At 37.3% G+C, this 19,620-nt stretch carries 17 protein-coding genes and 4 pseudogenes; 15 read left to right on the forward strand and 6 right to left on the reverse strand.

What is annotated here, in order from left to right; translation table 11 throughout:
• From ACHBGV_RS08480 to ACHBGV_RS08490, 3 genes and pseudogenes are all read left to right on the forward strand, one after another.
• Positions 1-186, forward strand: a pseudogene (locus ACHBGV_RS08480) (hypothetical protein); the annotation flags it as partial.
• A gap of 240 nt (positions 187-426) precedes the next feature.
• Positions 427-534 (forward strand): annotated as a pseudogene (locus ACHBGV_RS08485) (JAB domain-containing protein); the annotation flags it as partial.
• A 213-nt stretch (positions 535-747) separates the two neighbouring features.
• On the forward strand, positions 748-1,332 hold the full coding sequence (locus ACHBGV_RS08490) for a JAB domain-containing protein (protein ID WP_105117030.1): 585 nt from the start codon (positions 748-750) through the stop codon (positions 1,330-1,332).
• Positions 1,333-1,518: 186 nt separating this feature from the next.
• Here ACHBGV_RS08490 and ACHBGV_RS08495 read toward each other — a convergent pair whose 3' ends face one another.
• Together ACHBGV_RS08495 and ACHBGV_RS08500 are read right to left on the reverse strand one after the other, a co-directional pair.
• Complete coding sequence (locus tag ACHBGV_RS08495) at positions 1,519-2,604, reverse strand: helix-turn-helix domain-containing protein (RefSeq protein ID WP_394736117.1); 1,086 nt, start codon at positions 2,602-2,604, stop codon at positions 1,519-1,521.
• Positions 2,605-2,822: 218 nt separating this feature from the next.
• Positions 2,823-3,569 carry a plasmid recombination protein gene (locus tag ACHBGV_RS08500; RefSeq protein ID WP_394736119.1) on the reverse strand — a complete coding sequence of 249 codons (747 nt, stop codon included), beginning with the start codon at positions 3,567-3,569 and terminating at the stop codon, positions 2,823-2,825.
• Positions 3,570-4,052: 483 nt separating this feature from the next.
• On the opposite strand from ACHBGV_RS08500, the pseudogene cadX reads away from it, so the two are divergent.
• From cadX to ACHBGV_RS08540, 8 genes and pseudogenes are all read left to right on the forward strand, one after another.
• Positions 4,053-4,208, forward strand: a pseudogene (gene cadX / locus ACHBGV_RS08505) (Cd(II)/Zn(II)-sensing metalloregulatory transcriptional regulator CadX); the annotation flags it as partial.
• 457 nt (positions 4,209-4,665) lie between these two features.
• On the forward strand, positions 4,666-5,115 hold the full coding sequence (locus ACHBGV_RS08510) for a CopY/TcrY family copper transport repressor (RefSeq protein ID WP_018381135.1): 450 nt from the start codon (positions 4,666-4,668) through the stop codon (positions 5,113-5,115).
• A gap of 17 nt (positions 5,116-5,132) precedes the next feature.
• A complete protein-coding gene (locus ACHBGV_RS08515; RefSeq protein ID WP_394736120.1) occupies positions 5,133-6,575 on the forward strand; it encodes a multicopper oxidase family protein in 1,443 nt (480 codons plus the stop codon).
• Positions 6,576-6,583: 8 nt separating this feature from the next.
• Positions 6,584-6,721: pseudogene (locus tag ACHBGV_RS08520) on the forward strand (CopY/TcrY family copper transport repressor); the annotation flags it as partial.
• Positions 6,722-6,740: 19 nt separating this feature from the next.
• The gene (locus ACHBGV_RS08525) at positions 6,741-8,888 is read left to right on the forward strand and encodes a heavy metal translocating P-type ATPase (protein WP_206974776.1); all 2,148 of its coding nucleotides are present in this window, start codon (positions 6,741-6,743) and stop codon (positions 8,886-8,888) included.
• A gap of 252 nt (positions 8,889-9,140) precedes the next feature.
• On the forward strand, positions 9,141-9,545 hold the full coding sequence (locus tag ACHBGV_RS08530) for a hypothetical protein (RefSeq protein ID WP_394736121.1): 405 nt from the start codon (positions 9,141-9,143) through the stop codon (positions 9,543-9,545).
• 503 nt (positions 9,546-10,048) lie between these two features.
• On the forward strand, positions 10,049-11,722 hold the full coding sequence (locus ACHBGV_RS08535; RefSeq protein ID WP_394736122.1) for a recombinase family protein: 1,674 nt from the start codon (positions 10,049-10,051) through the stop codon (positions 11,720-11,722).
• A 152-nt stretch (positions 11,723-11,874) separates the two neighbouring features.
• Positions 11,875-12,606 carry a GntR family transcriptional regulator gene (locus ACHBGV_RS08540; RefSeq protein WP_105110672.1) on the forward strand — a complete coding sequence of 244 codons (732 nt, stop codon included), beginning with the start codon at positions 11,875-11,877 and terminating at the stop codon, positions 12,604-12,606.
• A gap of 123 nt (positions 12,607-12,729) precedes the next feature.
• Here ACHBGV_RS08540 and ACHBGV_RS08545 read toward each other — a convergent pair whose 3' ends face one another.
• A complete protein-coding gene (locus ACHBGV_RS08545; RefSeq protein WP_105110673.1) occupies positions 12,730-13,029 on the reverse strand; it encodes a DUF3270 family protein in 300 nt (99 codons plus the stop codon).
• Between the two features lie 158 nt (positions 13,030-13,187).
• On the opposite strand from ACHBGV_RS08545, the gene ACHBGV_RS08550 reads away from it, so the two are divergent.
• A complete protein-coding gene (locus tag ACHBGV_RS08550) occupies positions 13,188-14,117 on the forward strand; it encodes a peptidase U32 family protein (RefSeq protein WP_394736123.1) in 930 nt (309 codons plus the stop codon).
• 508 nt (positions 14,118-14,625) lie between these two features.
• Positions 14,626-15,912 carry a U32 family peptidase gene (locus ACHBGV_RS08555; RefSeq protein WP_394736124.1) on the forward strand — a complete coding sequence of 429 codons (1,287 nt, stop codon included), beginning with the start codon at positions 14,626-14,628 and terminating at the stop codon, positions 15,910-15,912.
• Between the two features lie 18 nt (positions 15,913-15,930).
• On the opposite strand, the gene ACHBGV_RS08560 is transcribed toward ACHBGV_RS08555, so the two are convergent.
• Complete coding sequence (locus tag ACHBGV_RS08560) at positions 15,931-16,251, reverse strand: hypothetical protein (protein WP_105123073.1); 321 nt, start codon at positions 16,249-16,251, stop codon at positions 15,931-15,933.
• Between the two features lie 92 nt (positions 16,252-16,343).
• On the opposite strand from ACHBGV_RS08560, the gene ACHBGV_RS08565 reads away from it, so the two are divergent.
• Positions 16,344-16,559, forward strand: coding sequence for a YdbC family protein (locus ACHBGV_RS08565; RefSeq protein WP_105110677.1), 216 nt, complete (start codon positions 16,344-16,346; stop codon positions 16,557-16,559).
• 10 nt (positions 16,560-16,569) lie between these two features.
• Here the strand turns inward: ACHBGV_RS08565 and ACHBGV_RS08570 are convergent, their stop codons facing one another.
• Positions 16,570-17,109 (reverse strand): biotin transporter BioY, encoded by a 540-nt coding sequence (locus ACHBGV_RS08570; protein ID WP_105110678.1) that lies wholly within the window; start codon positions 17,107-17,109, stop codon positions 16,570-16,572.
• A 208-nt stretch (positions 17,110-17,317) separates the two neighbouring features.
• On the opposite strand from ACHBGV_RS08570, the gene ACHBGV_RS08575 reads away from it, so the two are divergent.
• Entirely contained in the window at positions 17,318-18,055 is a 738-nt protein-coding gene (locus tag ACHBGV_RS08575) for a cyclase family protein (RefSeq protein WP_105110679.1), read from the forward strand.
• A 46-nt stretch (positions 18,056-18,101) separates the two neighbouring features.
• On the opposite strand, the gene gorA is transcribed toward ACHBGV_RS08575, so the two are convergent.
• A complete protein-coding gene (gorA, locus tag ACHBGV_RS08580; protein WP_394736125.1) occupies positions 18,102-19,451 on the reverse strand; it encodes a glutathione-disulfide reductase in 1,350 nt (449 codons plus the stop codon).
• Positions 19,452-19,620: the final 169 nt, after the last annotated feature.

Consider the following 19,620-nt stretch of genomic DNA (forward strand, 5'->3'; position numbering starts at 1 on the left):
CTTGTAAATAGAAAAAGGTTCCAGAGTCGACAGGACTTTGGAGCCTTTTTCAATATACTTTGTTATGGGGCGCTTACAGTTGTTCTTCCAGCTGAACAAAATTATTACGATTTATATGAAAAGTTGTTGCCTGGATGCCAATTCCATAAAATGGGTTGGGCAATGGGGGTTGTCTGGACAAAATAACTTAAAGCTGTGGCTTTGAAAAGTTGAATTTGTGATTGTTTTCAGAGCTATCGGGTGCTTTAGTATAAATAACAATGAATAAAAAATCAGCCTGTATCTTATGTTACTATTAAGTAATTTAAGATACAGGTTTTACTATTTTTGAAATAAGTACCTTCCACTTCAAATACATGTATTCAAAGTGAAAGTATTGATTTAAATGATTCTTTTGTAATTTACTCTTGATAAGACCTCGCACCTAGTAATGCAGATAGAAACATAACACATAGACTAGAAGAAGTAGCAAAAGCTTTAGATAAAAAAATAATAGATCATATTATCATTGGAAGAAATGACTATTATTCATTTAGAGAAGAAGGGGATATAACTGTAAATTATGAAATAGAAAAAACAAATACCTTATCACATAAAAATATATTAAAAAAAGATACAGATCAGCATATAAATCTTTTAAATAAATTTACTAAGATTACTAAAACTGAACTGAAAAATATTTTAAAAGATACTTCTATTAAAAATTTTATTAAAAATCCAGAAGAATATATTAGCGATAAAGATAATTTGCAAAAAATAAATAAATTAAAAGAACTGCAAAATCAATATTTTAGCAAGGCAAATAAATTTAGTATAGAAAATACCAGAATTAAAAGTCCAGATGATATACAAGACTTCATAATGACAAGATATGATGATTATGATAATATTAATGTGGCTTTATATTTAGACACTAAAAATACTATTATAGAAAGTGAGATCTTGCCAGAAAACTTAACTTCAAAAGAAGAAGCTAAACATATCATTGAAAAAGCTATATTACATGATAGTAAGTCATTTGCTTTATCGACTAAAACTAATGCTTCACACATAAGATATAGTGAAGAAAGTATTGATAGAGTTTCTAACATTAAACAACTTGCTGATCTAGTAGGCATAAATTTAATTGATAATGTTGCAGTTAATAATCTTTCTAGCTTATCTTACAAAGGTAGCCATTTATTAGAGCCTAAAGAAAAATATAAAGCTAAAACTAGAGAAAAAGTAAAAAAAGAAAAACCAAAATTTAATGTAGAAGAATTAAAAGATAAAACAAAATCTTCTACTCAAAACAAACAAGTAGAAAAAAGAAAAAAATCTCGTTCTCTCTAGTATAAAAAAACACAAAAATAAACATAATAAACTATCAGTAAAGATAAGGAAAAAAGAATTCCTTATCTTCTCTGGTAGTCCAAACAACCGAATTATGATATAATTATTTTGTTATATTAAGCTAACAGCTAAATAGTTTTACTTTTGAAAAGTTTATTAGTTGCCAGACTAATAAGCTTTTTTTCTTTAATAAAAGTTTGTTCTTCCATTTCCAAAAGTCCTTTCTATGTCTGATGTCATTTTAATATCTCCTACTAGCAATGCGTTCCATATTACTGATTTCATGTAATTTAATGGACTATATATTTCTTCTTGACTTGAAGCTTCTCTATAATCTGTTATTGAATTATCCAATACACTACCTATACTCATATAGTTTTCATTTATTTCTATTCCTTCAACTATTCTATCGTAAATTTTAGAGTAAGTTACTACTGATCCTTTTAAAAACATATTGCCTTGTGTTGTTAGCATTTCTGAAAGTGCTTCATTGAATAGCTTTAAAGCTTCTGTATAAAAACTATCTGTATTTCCATTATCTTTGTTTTCTTTATACCAATTCATATGGTGATCATATTCAGTTAAAATTTTAATAGTTGCTTCCATAACTCTGTTACTTTGAGTATAGCTGTAAGGTATTGTTCCTTTTTCTTTTAAATCTTTTTTAATAATTTCTTTTAATTTATTTAGGTTCAGTCTTTCAATCTCTCTTATATCAAGTTCTTTTTCTTCCAGATGATTTTCATCTACTGTATTTAGATTTTCTTGCTCTTGATAGAATGAATGACTGTTAATATTAAAACTATTAATATTAGTTCTGTTAGTATTAGTTCTGTTAGTATTATAGATGTCCTGTTTTTGAATGTCCTGTTTTTGAATGTCCTGTTTTTGAATGTCCTGTTTTTGAATGTCCTGTTTTTTACTACACGGTAGGATTGGCTTAATATCAACTTTTACTCGTTTTTTAGCAATTTCTTTAGCAATTTCTTCATCTGGATTTTCATTTAAATAATAATCATTTACTCCTAATCTTCCATTTATTTGTCTTTGTTCAGCTTCAATATAATTAGTTTTCACTAATTGATTGTAGTATTTATAATATGTCTTTTTAGATATTTGAAGATGATATAAGATATTATCTAGCTTTGGAAAAGCACTATCTCCACCACCTGCAAAACTACAAAAATAAACATAAATTCCTTTTGCTTGAATATCTAATCTTCTATCTAACATTACTGCTTTAGGTACTGTTCCATACCCTAAAGATTTCATTCCATTATTTCTTATTCTTGAATATGATTTTTCTTTATGCGTATCTTTATTTAAAGCTTGTTCTTCAAACTTTTTGGGATTAGATACTAATGTATAAATGTTATTCCCTAAAACCCACTTCTTTTTTTGTTCATGATAATATCTTTCTCTTTCTGTTGTTATATATCCTTCTTTTAGTAAAAGGTTATAGTGATTATAATATCTTTCTTTTCCAATTTTTAAATCGTATAGAATTTTCTTTCTCGAAGGAAAAGCACTATCTCCACCACCTGCAAAACTTGAAAAATATCCATGTCTTTAATCTTGTTCGTACCTACTTTTTTACGTTCGACTGCCATTTCTTTCAACATTGTCTCAAGGACTTTAATTTCGTTGTTGCGAAAAGCCATAAGTTGAAATTTTCCTTTTTCTGTAAATCCCTCTTGCTTCAATGCTTTTGAAAAGCTGGGCTGTTTAGAGAGACCATTTTTATAACCGTCTGCGATGGGAACTACATTTAAATGTAAATGCGGAGCACCTTTTTCATCCAGATGCACTACTGCATTATAAACACGGAAATGTGGATGACGTTTTTCGAAATCTTGTGCATATTTAGCTAAATATATCCCTATGTTGAGTTTATATCCTTCTGGTAATTCATCCCAATCCGCTTTTGATCCAATACCAATGATAAACTCTCTTTGTTGATCTAAGGTATCAAGTTTACCAACATGTTTATAATAATCCTTGATTTTTCGATCATTTCTTATCTGCTTTTCATTGTATTCCTGCAAAGAAGGTCCAAATTCCTTTTCATATAGCTCTCGAATATCTAATTGTTTAACTACAATATTTTGATGACTTTTATCTCTAAGAATATGTGAATGTTCTGGGCTCTTCCATTCTTTTTCTGTTAAATCTCTATTATTATGTCGAATGTTTGTCATTCTCGGATTTGTTTTAAATGAAATAGTTAATTTTGGCATCACGTATACTCCTTAAAAATTTTTCTTTAATACAGTATGCCTTAAAAACTCATTTTAAAAATTTGAGAATGAATTTATTGGGAACTATCCCTGAACCAAGTAATTAATTACTGATGTTTTATTCTTTAGGACTGAAATCTATGGAGACCAATCTCTTACTATTAGAATGAAATTGACACCTTAACGAGTCCATTATAGAAAAATGTATTGACTATTTAAGTAATCCATATTTAAGCGATTAATGGTTTTGTATAGTTGACCATTTTGGCTGTAATAATGGATTCATAAATTACTCCATGATTGAAAAACATTGGCTAATAAAGTAATCCATGTTTGTAAAATAAAAGGCCAAGTAAAGTAGTCCATAATTGTATAATATATGGCTGAATAAACTAGTCCATATTCTCTAAATTAATGGACTAATTAAAGAAGCCCATATTTTCAAAAATAGCGGACCAATAAAGTAATCCATTCTTTAACAGATTAGCCTGTTTATTAAATCTCAGTATGGCATCTGCCTCCCACCATCTTCGTAAACTAGCCAATCAAAACATCTTGGACACTAGAAGAGAGGGGAAAATTATATATTATTTTATAAAAGATGAGGAAATCAGAGATTTTTTTAATCAACTAGGATAACAACTATTTTTACTACTTTTCCATGATTATAGGGAGATTATATATGAAATTTTTGATGAAAATTACTCACAAGAAATACCTACTCGTATCAAATGTTTAAGAAAAAAGTATAATTTAAAGCAAAGCGACCTACGATTATATCAGCGTTTACAGACATTCAAGAGAAATCTCTTGGATGTCTTTTTTGGGCTAAAGCAAGGCTATGATTAGCCTTGGCAAATTTGCCTAACAGCTCCAAACCTGTCATCAAATGAAATCGATGACTTATCAGAATGAGTCGTAGCCTTCATCTCACAGTATAGGTAGATGGCTAATTTCATTTTAAAACTTTCAGTTTTAAGGGACTGACCCCAAAAAGTGAGAATTTAATAAAAAGACTTGACAAATTTCGTTTACAATAGTAGACTTGTTTTGAACACATTCGTTTACATTTGTAAACGACAAGGAGGAAAGGAAAATGAGCACAATAGAACTTAATACTTCTATCACAGATGCTGAATGGGAAGTAATGCGTGTAGTTTGGGCAAATGATCGAGTAACTAGTAAAACAGTCATCTCTGTATTGAAAGAAAAAATGGACTGGACAGAATCCACTATCAAAACGATCTTAGGTCGATTAGTTGAAAAAGGCGTACTAAATACAGAGCAAGAAGGTAGAAAGTTTATTTACACTGCCAATATTGTAGAGAAAGAAGCCGTAAGGGATTATGCAGAAGATATTTTTAACCGTATTTGCAATAAGAAAGTTGGAAATGTAATAGGAAGCATCATTGAAAATCATGTCTTAAGCTTCGATGATATAGATCGACTAGAGAAAATATTAGAGATAAAAAAATCTTTCGCAGTAGAAGAAGTGGCTTGCAATTGTCCAGAAGGACAATGCGAGTGTCATTTACATCATCATTAACATAAGGAGGAATAAAAATGAGTAAGAATAAACATATGTTATTAGGTATTGGACTTACAGTCGTATTAACTGCAGTTGGATATATTACACTTTTAGAACCAATGATTAGTTATTTTAAAATAAACCAGAGTGCAGTTAATATAGATATTCAAACAAGTAAAACAAAAAGTACACTTCCTATACCACCACTATTAGAGGATAAAAATCCAGATCCTAATATTGCGGATTTTACTTTAGAACCTCAAGAAAGAGAAACTTCATTTTTACCAAATACCAAGACACGAACTATGGGTTACAACGGAAGTTTCTTAGGCCCTGTCATCAGAGTAAGTAAAGGTGAGCAAGTAAATGTGCACGTAAATAACAAGCTAAAAGAAGCAACTACAGTTCACTGGCATGGACTAGAGGTAGAAGGAGAAAAGGATGGGGGCCCTCATCAAGGAATTGAACCAGGAACAACTTGGGAGCCTAGTTTTACAGTAAATCAACAGGCTGCAACATTGTGGTATCATCCGCACTTTGTAGGAAATACTGCTACCCAAGTTTATAAAGGTTTAGCAGGACTATTCTATGTGGATGATGAAGTATCAAAAAGCTTAAATATTCCTAAGGAATATGGAGTAAATGATATACCTTTAGTAATTCAAGATAGAAGCTTTGGCAAGGACGGCAGTTTTATTTATAATACAAATATGATGGATAGAGCAACAGGGGATACTATCATAGTTAACGGAGCTATTAAACCTAATTTAGATGTTAATAGAGTCAAGATGAGATTTAGAATAGTTAATGGTGCTAATGCAAGTAACTTTAATTTGAAGTTAGATAATAGAGATGGATTCTATCAAATAGCATCTGATGGTGGATTTTTAGAAAAACCGGTTAGCCAGAGAAATATTATGTTATCACCTGGGGAAAGAGCAGAGATAATAGTGGACTTTTCAAAGTATGAAAAGGGAACGCAGCTATCACTTATGAGTAATAAGGAAGCCATTATGACCTTTAATGTTAAAGGCGATGGGAAAGATGATACTGAAGTACCTAGCACTTTAACGAATATAGAAAGAATGTCAGAAGCACAAGCTACTAAGATAAGCAGTTTTGAGCTTCAAGGTATGGGTCACATGGTATCAATAAACGGTAAAAAGTTTGATATGAATAGAATTGATGAAACAGTGAAGCTTGGAGATACAGAGATTTGGGAAATTACAAACCCAGGATCTATGATGCATGAAATGGGACACCCATTCCATATTCATGGCACCCAGGTTCAAATTCTATCAAGAAACGGTAATGCGCCTTCTCCAGAGGAGAGCGGATGGAAAGATACTGTATATATTGAGCCTAACGAAAAAGTAAGACTTATAGTTAAGTTTAATAAGAAGGGTAGTTATATGTACCACTGTCACATTCTTGAACATGAAGAAGCAGGTATGATGGGACAAATTAAAGTAGAATAATAAATAATATTGAAGATCATGTCTTAAGCTTCGATGATATAGATCGACTAGAAAAAATATTAGAGATAAAAAAATCTTTCGCAGTAGAAGAAGTGGATTGCAATTGTCCAGAAAGACAATGCGAGTGTCATTTACATCATCATTAAGAATAAGGAGGAATTTAAAATGAACAATAACAACAAACATTTATCCCACTGTCACCATAATCATGGCGACATGGATCATTCAAAACATGAGCACGTAAGCACGGAAGAACATGGAGACCATAAGAATCAACATCAAGAACATCATGCTGAGCATGATCACAGCGGGCACAGCGGGCACAGCGGGCACAGTGGGCATGACCACAGTGGGCATCACGGAGGGCATGAACACCATCATCACGGTAACTTTAAGGAACTTTTCTTAAAATCATTGCCACTAGGAATCATTATTATGCTCTTATCCCCTATGGCTGGGTTTGACCTACCATTCCAGTTTACTTTTCCATATTCTGATATTGTAGTAGCTATTTTATCTACTATATTAATTATTTATGGTGGACGTCCATTCTATCAAGGCGCAGTTGACGAATTTAAACAAAAAGAACCTGGAATGATGGCTCTAGTTTCTTTAGGTATAAGTGTTTCATATTTATACAGTATTTATGCTGTTATCATTACCTACGTAACGGGTGGACACGTGATGGACTTTTTCTTTGAATTTGCTTCATTATTATTAATCATGTTATTAGGTCACTGGATTGAGATGAAAGCTATTGGAGAAGCAGGAGACGCACAAGCAGCATTGGCTAAGTTGGTACCAAAAGATGCTCACGTTGTGTTAGAAGATGATTCAATTGAAATACGTCCAGTTGCTGACTTACAGGTAGGCGATTTAATTCGTGTTCAAGCCGGAGAAAATGTGCCAGCAGACGGAACTATCGAGCGTGGCGAATCACGTGTAAATGAAGCTCTTTTGACTGGAGAATCAAAAGCAGTTAAAAAAGGTCCTGGCGATGAAGTAATCGGAGGCTCAACAAATGGAGAAGGGGTTCTTTATATTAAAGTGAATGAGACAGGTGATCAATCCTTTATCTCTCAAGTACAGACTTTAATTAGCCAAGCTCAAAGTCAGCCTTCCAGGGCAGAAAATATTGCGCAAAAGGTTGCAGGGTGGCTCTTCTATATTGCTGTTATTGTCGCGCTAATTGCTTTTGTAGTGTGGATGATTATTGGAGATATCCCAACGGCAGTTATATTTACTATTACTACATTAGTTATTGCTTGTCCGCACGCATTGGGTCTGGCTATTCCATTGGTAACCGCCCGAAGCACAAGCTTAGGGGCTAGCCGTGGCTTACTAGTAAAAGACCGCCAAGCCTTAGAAATAGCTCAAGATGCAGATGTGATAATTTTAGATAAAACGGGTACTTTAACAACTGGTGAATTTAAAGTATTAGATGTAAAACTTCTTAATGACAAATATACAAAAGAGGAAATCATTGCCTTATTGGCAGGTATTGAAGGAGGATCTAGCCACCCAATTGCTCAATCAATTATAAGGTTCGCCGAGCAGCAAGATATACGTCCAGCATCTTTTGATTCGATTGATGTGATTTCCGGTTCTGGAGTAGAGGGTAAAGCAGGTGGGCACCGTTACCAATTAATCAGTCAAAAAGCCTATGGACGTAATCTTGATATGGATATTCCAAAAGGAGCAACTCTTAGTGTCTTAGTAGAAAACGATGATGCCATTGGTGCTGTAGCTTTAGGGGACGAATTAAAACCAACGAGTAAAGAGTTAATTAAAGCTCTTAAAAAGAACAATATTCAACCAATTATGGCAACAGGTGATAATGAAAAAGCGGCTCAAGGCGCGGCAGAAGTTTTAGGGATTGAGTATAGATCAAATCAATCTCCACAAGACAAATATGAGTTAGTTAAAACACTTAAAGATGAAGGAAAGAAAGTTATCATGGTAGGTGATGGTGTAAATGATGCTCCTTCTCTTGCCTTAGCAGATGTTGGTATAGCTGTAGGTGCTGGAACTCAAGTTGCATTGGATTCAGCTGATGTCATATTGACTCAATCCGATCCAGGAGATATTGAATCATTCATTGAATTAGCACACAAAACAACTCGTAAAATGAAACAAAACCTATTTTGGGGAGCTGGTTATAACTTTATAGCTATCCCTCTAGCTGCAGGAATTTTGGCTCCTATTGGTATCACATTAAGCCCTGCATTAGGAGGAATCCTAATGTCTGTGTCAACAGTCATCGTCGCCATTAATGCTATGTTATTAAGTTTAGATCCAAAAAATAACGGTTAACAGATCGAATGATTGAAACTCCTTAAAGTATCAAGATACAATAGTTTTACAGGAGAAAAAGAGATGTAAGTACTGGCTCTTTGTAAAATCGTGTTGGTAGAAGTAGACGATTTTTCTACCAACACGATTTTTAATTTATTATAGAACTGATTATTTTTAGGATATAAGTACCTGAAGCATAGAGATGAGTATGGCTATAGTCAAAATAAAGCAGTAACAGCCTTGAAATATATAAATCTATCATTCAAAGAATTGATTTATGAACAATACGATTACTATGTTAAAAAAAATAAGAAAGATCCTTTGGATCGGGCTATCGATTATATGCTGAAATTTCAGAGAACTGATGCAAATTTTGAGATTCCCAAGCTTCTTGCTGTTGTTGATTCTATTCAAAAATATGTTTTTAGCCAATCAAAAATGAAGTGCGGGGAATATAGCGTGTTTGCTTCTTTATTAGAAAATGAACAAGTTGATGAAAGATTACAATTCTTAATTGATTATGGGGTACCTTGTTCAGCAGTCAAGAAAGTAAAATTACCAGAGGAGTTAACTGGTTATCCTAATATTATCCAATATCTAAAGGATAATATTTCGCAAATAAGTTCAAAGCTAATTCCTTATGAAATGAAGTTGATGAATGAGGCAATTTTTTAAGTGGATAATAATTTTTAAAATGTTGACAAGAGTTGTGTTTAATCGTACTGTATATATACTTCTAGTACACATCTAACAATGTTTTAAAACTAAAATCTTCTTACCTTCTGTAAGAAGATTTTTGCATGGAATTAAAACTAATATCAAATTCATTAACGGTTTTTTTATAATTTCCAAAAAATGGCAGAATATAGTTGAGTTATAGAAGGAGTTTATCATGAACTTACATGATTTACATTTCTACAAGCAACTACTTCTGCCTTTTGTAATGAGGAATCAGAGTCAAATAATTTCACTTGGAGGTCATCTATGGATGAACTAGTGAGATTTTTGGAAGAAATGCTTCTGAAATATGGAGACAACATTGATTGCTCAAATTTACCAATCAAGGAAGAAAACCTGTACACTGATGAGTAGTTGCTTGTATTCTTTTCTAAAAAGAGTTAAAATACCCTTAAGATTATAAGGGTATTTTTTGGTCAAACTTTTCAAGGAGAAATTAAATGAAGCGAAAGAAAGCCTATATCTATACAAGGGTATCTACGACTATGCAGGTTGAAGGATTTTCATTAGATGCTCAAGAAGCAAAAATTCAGCAATATGCCAATGCTTTTGATATTGAGATTGTGAAAACCTATCAAGACGCTGGGAAATCTGGTAAAACCATGCTAGGACGAACGGAATTTATGAACATGATATCAGACATCGAAGCAGAGAAAGATAAGGTGGACTATGTACTTGTATTCAAATTATCACGTTTTGGTCGGAATGCTGCGGATACTTTAAAATCTCTAGCTATTATGGAATCTCATGGTGTAAATCTGATTTGCGTTGATGATGGACTGGATAGTTCAAAGGATTCAGGAAAGTTAGTTATTACGATCTTGTCGGCAGTTGCTGAAATGGAAAGAGAGAATATTATTTCTCAAGCTATGGAAGGTCGTAGACAAAAAGCGAGAGCTGGTCAATGGAATGGTGGATTTGCGCCTGTAGGATATTCCCTTGTTAATGGTCAATTACAAGTAAATCATGAAGAAGCTGAATCCGTAAAGATGATTTTTGATTTATTTGCCAACAGTGATATGGGCACTATAGCTATTGCCAAGCATTTAGCCAACCTAGATATAAAGAAACCAATTCGACATAATAGCACCCTTCCATATTTTTCATCAAGTGGCATTGCAAGAATCTTAGACAATCCAGTTTACAATGGAAAAATTGCTTTTGGACGGCGTGAAAGCACTCGAGATAAAATTTCTGGTGAAACGAAAGTCACGCAGTCTGAAAATTATATTCTAACAGACGGAATCCATGAAGCAATTATTGACGATGAGACTTGGAAAAAAGTGAGGAAAAAACGAGAAGCTAATGCCCATAAGTATAAACGTGAGAATCCAAACAAGGGCGATTCTATCTATATACTTTCAGGGTTGATAAAATGTCCATTATGCCATGCTGGGCTTTATGGAAATAAAAGTATCAAGCGAAATAAAAATAAGAAAGATGAATACTATAAAAACTATTACTACTATGCTTGTAAACATAGAAAACATGTAGATGGTCATAAATGTACATTTAACAAGCAACTTAAAACTGGAAATTTAGACCATGAAGTATTATCAACCATTAGTAAGTTAGTTTCAAGACCTGATTTTGCACGAAAACTGCAAGAGAAAATAAATATTCAGGTTGATACAAGTAGGATAGACAGTGAAATTGAACAATATAAGAGTCTCTTTCGCCAGCTCAATGCAACCAAATTGAATTTAATCCAACAGATTGACTCCTTAAATTTTGAAGATCCTCATTTTCAGCAAAAGTCAATTGATTTGGATATGAGATTAAATACTATTTATGATAAATTAGCAGATGTAGAGATACTAATTGAGACAAGTGAATCTAAACGAGAGGTAATCCTAAAAGATAAAATGACCGCTGATAATATTTATAAAATATTGGTCAACTTTGCATCATTTATGGACGTCATGGAAGATATCGACAAGAAGCGATTGTGTCAGATGTTGATTGAAAAAGTCGAAATTTATGATGACAAAAATAAAGCAGGACGTTGGGTAAAAGCCATTCATTTCAAGCTTCCAATCATTGAAGAAGACTTAGAAATTAGTTTGGACAATAGTACACCGGTTGAGGCGGTGGTTAAGTTGGTGAGGAAATGAGTCTATTACTGGCAGTCGCGGATGATTTACCGACATTTTTCTTGAAATTTTCCTAAAAAATGAAAAGTAGGGAAAATCTCTATAAATTCTTGATTTCCGAACGTTTTTTTACTATACTAATAGTGGTTATAACCAATGGAAGAGGTGATAATATGGTTACCGAAGCAGGTGACAAACCGCTATATTTACAATTGGTAGACGAATTGGAAATGAAGATTCGGAATACCATGGAGCCGAATGATAAATTATCTTCTGAGCGCGAGTTAACTCATATTCATGGGGTGAGTAGGATTACAGTCCGCCTGGCAATTCAAGAATTGGAAAGAAGGGGACTTGTTTATAAAAAACATGGTAAGGGAACCTATGTTTCAGAGATAAGAGAGCCTGCTGTTGATCTGTCCTCTGCCTATAGTTTTACAGAGCAGATGCGGAAAATCGGCAAGGTTCCAAAGACCCAGATTTTGTCGTTGCTTGAGAAAAATGCGTCCGAGTATCTGGCCAAGCAGCTGCAAATCGACATCAACGAGCCCATCGTTGAATTAGAACGGATTCGCCTAGCTGATAATGTTCCAATGATGCTGGAAAAGACTTATATTCCAGCTGAAGTTGTACCTGGAATGACTGAAGAGCGCCTTAATCACATGCCGCTCTATGAAATATTTGCTGAAGATTACAATCAAACCATTCGGCTGGCAGAAGAAGAATTTTATGCCAGTATTGCACTAGACCATGAGGCCAAGGTCCTGGGCATTAAAAACAATAGTCCTGTTCTTCATATCACTCGGAAGACCTACAATCAAAAAAATAAGATTATTGAGTTTACCTTTAGTATTGCGCGGGCAGACCAGTTCAGATATAAGATTAGCCACGTCCGTCAAGAGTAGTGGATTTCTACATCAAGGCTATTGAATCAATATTAGTTTTTTAATGAAGACAGCGAGCTAGGACAGGATTACTGCCCTGGCTTTTTTGCAAGAAAAAGAGGGCTTTGAGCCCTCAGGTGATGTTTACGAGAATAATCGTTTAAATATTTTATTTGATGAGTATTTGAGCAGCTGCATGCCAATAAAACCACTTGGAATAGCCAAGCAGAAGGACAGGAAGGCAGGGATGTTCAGCGAAAGATACACGTAAGTTGCTAGAACCGTCAAAATACTAAAAACAACAATATTCACAAAAAATAATAATTCATTGATTCGTGGAAGACTGGATTCTCTTGCTTGGTACGCTTGATAAGGGGCCTGTTTCTCTTTCGGGATATACTCTTCAGTGGGGATTTGGTCAGGCCGATATTGTCTAAGTGCCATATCGTCTCCTTTATTTTGCTTTTCAAGAATACCATAAAATTGAGTGGAAACTGTAACAAGATTGTTACAATATTGTTACAAAAAAATTAGAAAAGTCTGAAGATTAAAATTCAGGTCCGCTTCCGTTTTTAAAAAATCTTTGTGATATAATGAACATTATGAAAAATATTATTATAACAGCAACAGCTGAAAGCATTGAACAGGTCAAAGAACTGTTAGCAGCAGGTGTTGACCGTATTTATGTTGGTGAGGCAGACCATGCCCTCCGAATTCCGACCAATTTTTCCTATGATGAGCTTCGCCAAATAGCAGAGCTGGTTCACGAGGCAGGCAAGGAATTGACTGTCGCAGCCAACGCTCTCATGCACCAAGATATGATGGACAATATCAAGCCTTTTATGGAATTGATGAAAGAAATCAAGGTCGATTATCTGGTCGTTGGGGATGCAGGTGTTTTTTATATCAATAAGCGGGACGGCTACAATTTCAAGCTTATTTACGACACATCTGTCTTTGTAACATCCAGCCGACAAATCAATTTCTGGAAGGACCACGGCGCTGTCGAGGCTGTCTTAGCAAGAGAAATCCCATCGGCAGAACTCTTTGATATTTCGGAAAATCTGGAAATTCCTACGGAAATATTGGTTTACGGTGCCTCTGTTATCCACCATTCCAAGCGGACCTTGCTCAAAAACTACTATAACTTCACTAAGGCGGATGAGACGGATTTGTCCAAGGAACGTGGACTTTTCTTGGCAGAACCTGCAGATCCAGAAAGTCATTATTCCATTTTTGAGGATAAACACGGAACGCATATTTTTATCAACAATGATATTGACATGATGACCAAGTTGACAGAGCTTTATGAACATGGCTACCGAAATTGGAAGTTGGATGGTATTTTTTGTCCAGGTCAGAACTTCGTCGAGATTGCCAAATTATTCGTCCAAGCGCGTGATTTATTGGAAAAAGGAGAATTCACCTACGACCAAGCCTTTCTCTTGGACGAACAAGTACGCAAGTTCCACCCAAGCCAACGGGGTTTGGACACCGGATTTTACGAATTTGACCGGAACAAGGTGAGGTAATAAAACAGTCCGGGGGACTGTTTTATCCCGAGCCTAGAAATAGAGAAGCGAGGCCAGTCCGGGGGACTGTTTTATCCCGAGCCTAGAAATAGAGAAGCGAGGCCAGTCCGTGGGACTGTTTTATCCCGAGCCTGTCAATGGGAAAGCCCGGTCCAGAGGGTTGTTTTAGTCATCGCCAATTCTTAGATTTTATCTTAATTCTATCCTGGTAACTGACTTAGTGTCGGCTTCTAAAGGAGCTCGCCACTAAACGGAAAGTTCCATTGAACCTTTCCTTGTCAGTTACACTAGATAGCTAGGTCAAAAAGTGTCGTTTTGACCTAGCTATCGTCGCATATTTTAATTCAAATCAATCTATACTGGCAGAGCCAACTTTGCCACTTAATATAGGTAAGTTCCTAGGCCCTGCAATAGGTTTTCAAGTGGAAAAATATCGTTCCATTTGAAAACCGTCGCCAATTCTTAATTTTTATCTTAATTCTATCCTGCAAATAGAAAGAGGAATATTATGTCAAAAGCATTAAAGCGTCCTGAGGTCTTGTCACCTGCTGGGACATTGGAGAAATTGAAGGTTGCCATTGATTATGGTGCCGATGCTGTCTTTGTTGGCGGTCAGGCCTACGGTCTGCGTAGCCGGGCTGGGAACTTTACTATGGACGAGATGCGGGAAGGAATTGAATACGCCCACGCCCGTGGTGCCAAGGTCTATGTTGCGGCTAACATGGTGACCCATGAAGGGAATGAAGAAGGAGCGGGAGCCTGGTTCCGCGAATTGCGTGACATGGGCTTGGATGCCGTTATCGTATCTGACCCGGCTCTCATCGTTATATGTGCCACTGAAGCGCCGGGACTTGAAATCCACCTGTCCACCCAGGCTTCATCGACCAACTATGAAACCTTCGAGTTCTGGAAGGAATTGGGCTTGACCCGCGTTGTTTTAGCCCGCGAAGTGACCATGGAAGAGGTAGCTGAAATCCGTAAACGGACAGATGTTGAAATCGAAGCCTTTGTCCACGGTGCCATGTGTATCTCCTACTCAGGACGTTGCGTCCTCTCCAACCACATGAGCAAACGTGACGCCAACCGTGGCGGATGTTCCCAGTCTTGCCGTTGGAAGTACAATCTCTATGACCTCCCATTTGGTGAAGAGCGTCGTTCGATTAAGGGGGAAATACCAGAGGAGTTCTCCATGTCTGCGGTGGATATGTGTATGATCGACCATATTCCAGACATGATTGAAAATGGGGTTGATAGCCTAAAAATCGAAGGCCGGATGAAATCTGTCCACTACGTGTCAACCGTAACCAACTGCTATAAGGCTGCGGTCGATGCCTATCTAGAAAGTCCAGAAAAGTTTGAAGCGATCAAACAAGACCTGATTGACGAGTTGTGGAAAGTAGCCCAGCGTGAACTGGCAACTGGTTTTTACTACAATCCACCAACTGAAAACGAGCAATTGTTTGGTGCCCGCCGTAAAATTCCAGAATACAAATTTATCGCTGAAGTAGTGGCCTTTGACAAGGAAACCATGACAGCAACTATTCGTCAGCGCAATGTCATCAACGAAGGAGACCAAGTTGAGTTCTACGGGCCAGGTTTCCGTCATTTTGAGACGACCATTCAAGGCCTGCATGATTCCAATGGAGATAAGATTGACCGTGCCAATAAGCCTATGGAACTGCTGACTATTAAGCTAGACTGTGAAATCTATCCAGGCGATATGATCCGCGCCTGCAAGTCAGGGCTCATCAATCTTTATCAGGAAGATGGCAAGGCTGTTACTATTCGTGCATAAGAAAAAGGCTGGAGAAATTCAGCCTTTTGATAGTTGTGATTTTTTGATGTTTTCTGGAACCAGAGAGATTTTTTTAATTTCATCAATCCGAATGATACTGGTCACGCGACGTTTGAAATTTTTCATAATCAAGCGTTGTCGTTCCTTGTCATACTTGACAATATCCCCGGTAAAGCTACGTTCACCATAAATAACATGGATAGCAGCCTTCTTTTGAATGGCCAGCTCAAGATACTCTTGAATCTCTTCTCTGGTTGCAGGCTCCATAGGCTTTGGTTGGGATCTGTAAACCAGAAAATCATTGATACGGTCGAAAATGGATTCCAAAAACCTCTTCATGGCAATATCCTTTCAAACTTGCTATAATCATCTTATACAATTTTTATAAAAATGACAAGTGTTTGCGAACAAATAAGTGAAGGAGGTAACAAATGGCAGAATTTACATTTGAAATCGAAGAAAAACTCTTGGTTCTTTCTGAGAATGACAAGGGCTGGACTAAGGAGCTTAACCGTGTGTCCTTTAACGGAGCACCAGCCAAATATGACATCCGCACTTGGAGTCCCGACCATACCAAGATGGGCAAGGGCATTACCCTCAGCAATGAAGAATTTCAAGTCATGCTGGATGCATTTACCAATAAGTAAGATGAGGAGCCTAAGCAATTAGGTTCCTTTTTCTCATAACTGGTTGGAGGAGTTTGTGTGCCACTGTGGCGAGGGAAATTTTTGCTAAATCAGGCAGGATGAAGGGCAGGACTGTCCAGCCAAGAGTATCTGTCCAGCTAGCACCGCTGACCAGTTTGAATACTAAACATCCCAGTCCAAAGCAAGTAGCGGTTCCCAGCAGACAAGCCAGAAAGACCTGGAATGGAGAACTATTATTTGTCGTCAAGCTGGATGTGATAGCCGCGTAGGCCAAAAAGCCCCAGAGAAATCCAGCAGTCGGTCCGAAAAGATTGGCCACTCCACCTGACAATCCTGCGAATATAGGCAGTCCAATGGCACCCAAGGTCAGATAAATTCCGACACTTGCCAGGGCCAGTTTCCTTGGGTAGAGGCAGGCAATCAGGGCGATAGCCAGGGTTTGGAGAGTAAAGGGAACAGGACCAATGGGAAGGCTGATTTGTGAAAGAGCTGCAATGAGGGCCGCACCGATTGCAGTGTAGACCAAATGGAGAGTTGATTCTTGTTTCATGAGATGGTTATCCTTTTATAATAATTGGTTAACAAAATTATAGTTTGATTTTCAAAGGAAGTCAATCCATTGACTATCAGCTGTCACAGTTATAGGAAAAATCTATAGCTATTCATAAAAAAGTTATATAAGTAAAAAACTATGTTTTTTAAGTAGACTGATCCATTCTCATGCTACAATGGATAAAAATAAGAAAGCGAGATATCCTATGTCAGAATTATTAGCTATTTACCGTACCTTAAAAGCCAAAAAATGGGTGGATTTGACCCATCAAATCAATGAAAATAGTCCTCATTTCCCTGCCCTGCCTGCCTTGGAGAAGAAGACCTTGTTTGACCACAAGGACGGATTTTTCGTAGAGCAGTTCACGGTCGTTGGCCAGTATGGTACCCATATCGACCCGCCTGTTCACTTTGTGGAGGGGGCTCGTTATTTGGACGAGATTGACTTGAAAGATTTGCTCCTGCCTCTTTATGTTATCGATAAGTCGGAGGCAGTTGCAGCAAATCCAGATTACCAAATCACCAAGCAGGATATTTTGGATTTTGAAGAGGAACATGGTCCTATTGCAGAGGAGTCCTTTGTTGCCTTCCGCTCAGACTGGTCTAAACGCTGGCCAAGCCAGGATGCCATCCGTAATTTGGATGATAATGGAGTGCAACATACCCCAGGTTGGAGCCATGATGCCTTGGAGTATCTGATTGAGGAACGCAAGGTCAAGGCCGTTGGTCATGAGACCCTGGATACAGACTCAGGAGTGTCAGCAGCAGAGAATGGTGGTAGCCTTCCAGAGGAATACTATCTTCTGTCAAAAGACATTTACCAGGTAGAAGTCCTCAACAATCTTGATCAGGTTCCAGCGACGGGGAGCTTGATTTCCATCGCCTTTCCACATTGGGAAAAGGGCTCGGGTTCACCAGTTAGAGCCATTGCTATTTTGCCATAAGATGATAAAACGCCCAGATGAAAGTCTGAGCGTTTTTATGAAATTTCTATCGCATGGTGACAAATTCTTCTGAGCCAGTTGGGTGGATGGCCACAACGGCGTCAAATTGTTCCTTGCTAGCTCCCATTTTGATAGCAACTGAGAAACCTTGGATCATCTCGTCGACACCGTAGCCGATACCGTGGAGGCCGACCACTCGTTCTTCAGGACCAACGGTGACTAGTTTCATCTTGGTCAGCTGGCGGTTGTCTGCCATGGCTGTGTACATAGAGGTAAAGGCTGAAGTGTAGCACTTGACTTGGTCCGCACCGTATTGAACAAGGGCCTGGTCTTCTGTTAATCCGACCGTACCGATAGCTGGGTGGGAGAAGACAACAGTTGGAATGTCTGTGTAGTCCATTTTGGCATCTGTTTTACCGTTGAATAAGCGTTCCGATAGGAGCCGTCCAGCCTTGATAGCAACGGGTGTCAACTCTTTTTCACCCGTCACGTCGCCCAAGGCATAGATGCCAGGAACCACTGTTTCTTGGTATTGGTTGACTTCGATGTGGCCCGATTTTGTTAGTGTCACACCAGTAGCTTCTAGGTTAAGCTGGTTGGTATTTGGCTTGCGCCCAACAGCCCAGAGAACCTGGTCAGTAATGTGGGAAGTGCCGTCCTCAAAGAAGATTTGGATTTTTCCTTCTGGCGTTTTCTCCAGCTTGCTTGGCGTTTTATGGGTGTGAAGTGGGAGCTTAGTTCGCTCCATCTCTTCCATGAGGGCATCCGTAATGTAGGTATCGAAGTTACGCAATGGGCGGTCGCCGCGGACAAAGAGCTGGGCATCCACTCCCAAACCGTGTAGGACGCCAGCCACCTCAACGGCAATATAGCCAGCGCCGATAACAGCGACAGACTCTGGCAATTCTTCCCAGGCAAAGAAGTCGTCGGACACGACACCCAATTCAGCACCTGGAATGGCGGGAATAACTGGAAGACCACCAGTAGCGATGACAATGTGTTTGGCTTTGATTCGCTCACCATTGACCTCGACCGTATGGCTATCTACAAATTTAGCAAAACCTTGAATGACCTCAACCTGATTGTTTTTGAAGGTATTGCTATAAGAGGAACGAGAACGCTCGATATAGGCCTCACGGTTCTGACGCAGGGTTGCGAAGTTGAAGTGAACATCCTGGCTGGTGAAACCGTATTCTGGTCCATAAGTGTGAATGGCTTCAGCTACTTGAGAACCGTACCACATGATTTTTTTAGGAACACAGCCTAGATTGACACAGGTTCCACCGATATAGCTGCCTTCAATAACGGCAGCCTTGGCACCATACATAGCCGCTCGATTCATAGTGGCAATACCACCACTTCCTCCACCAATGCTGATAATATCAAATTCTCTCATTTTCTTCCTCCAAAGATTTCTTGACTACATTCTACCCTTTTTTTATCTTTCAATCAAAAATCCGCTACGTCTATCGTGAAACCTTATTTAGGTTTCAGATTGAAGACAAACACTTAAGAGGCGTTTGTCTTTTTCTGTTTATTGGTCTGATAGTCGGTCTTTTTGCCAG

Origin of the sequence: Streptococcus sp. A34, from assembly GCF_043674115.1 — a bacterium.
In the GTDB taxonomy this organism is placed as follows: domain Bacteria; phylum Bacillota; class Bacilli; order Lactobacillales; family Streptococcaceae; genus Streptococcus; species Streptococcus suis_V.

Excerpts from the sequence above, each read along its gene's own strand:
- ACHBGV_RS08500 (WP_394736119.1), bottom strand. The coding sequence starts at position 3,569 with ATGCCAAAATTAACTATTTCATTTAAAACAAATCCGAGAATGACAAAC.
- ACHBGV_RS08495 (WP_394736117.1), bottom strand. The coding sequence starts at position 2,604 with ATGAAATCTTTAGGGTATGGAACAGTACCTAAAGCAGTAATGTTAGAT.
- ACHBGV_RS08550 (WP_394736123.1), top strand. The coding sequence starts at position 13,188 with ATGAAAAATATTATTATAACAGCAACAGCTGAAAGCATTGAACAGGTC.
- ACHBGV_RS08575 (WP_105110679.1), top strand. The coding sequence starts at position 17,318 with ATGTCAGAATTATTAGCTATTTACCGTACCTTAAAAGCCAAAAAATGG.
- ACHBGV_RS08555 (WP_394736124.1), top strand. The coding sequence starts at position 14,626 with ATGTCAAAAGCATTAAAGCGTCCTGAGGTCTTGTCACCTGCTGGGACA.
- ACHBGV_RS08560 (WP_105123073.1), bottom strand. The coding sequence starts at position 16,251 with ATGAAGAGGTTTTTGGAATCCATTTTCGACCGTATCAATGATTTTCTG.
- ACHBGV_RS08540 (WP_105110672.1), top strand. The coding sequence starts at position 11,875 with ATGGTTACCGAAGCAGGTGACAAACCGCTATATTTACAATTGGTAGAC.
- ACHBGV_RS08565 (WP_105110677.1), top strand. The coding sequence starts at position 16,344 with ATGGCAGAATTTACATTTGAAATCGAAGAAAAACTCTTGGTTCTTTCT.
- ACHBGV_RS08570 (WP_105110678.1), bottom strand. The coding sequence starts at position 17,109 with ATGAAACAAGAATCAACTCTCCATTTGGTCTACACTGCAATCGGTGCG.
- ACHBGV_RS08535 (WP_394736122.1), top strand. The coding sequence starts at position 10,049 with ATGAAGCGAAAGAAAGCCTATATCTATACAAGGGTATCTACGACTATG.
- gorA (WP_394736125.1), bottom strand. The coding sequence starts at position 19,451 with ATGAGAGAATTTGATATTATCAGCATTGGTGGAGGAAGTGGTGGTATT.
- ACHBGV_RS08525 (WP_206974776.1), top strand. The coding sequence starts at position 6,741 with ATGAACAATAACAACAAACATTTATCCCACTGTCACCATAATCATGGC.
- ACHBGV_RS08515 (WP_394736120.1), top strand. The coding sequence starts at position 5,133 with ATGAGTAAGAATAAACATATGTTATTAGGTATTGGACTTACAGTCGTA.
- ACHBGV_RS08545 (WP_105110673.1), bottom strand. The coding sequence starts at position 13,029 with ATGGCACTTAGACAATATCGGCCTGACCAAATCCCCACTGAAGAGTAT.
- ACHBGV_RS08510 (WP_018381135.1), top strand. The coding sequence starts at position 4,666 with ATGAGCACAATAGAACTTAATACTTCTATCACAGATGCTGAATGGGAA.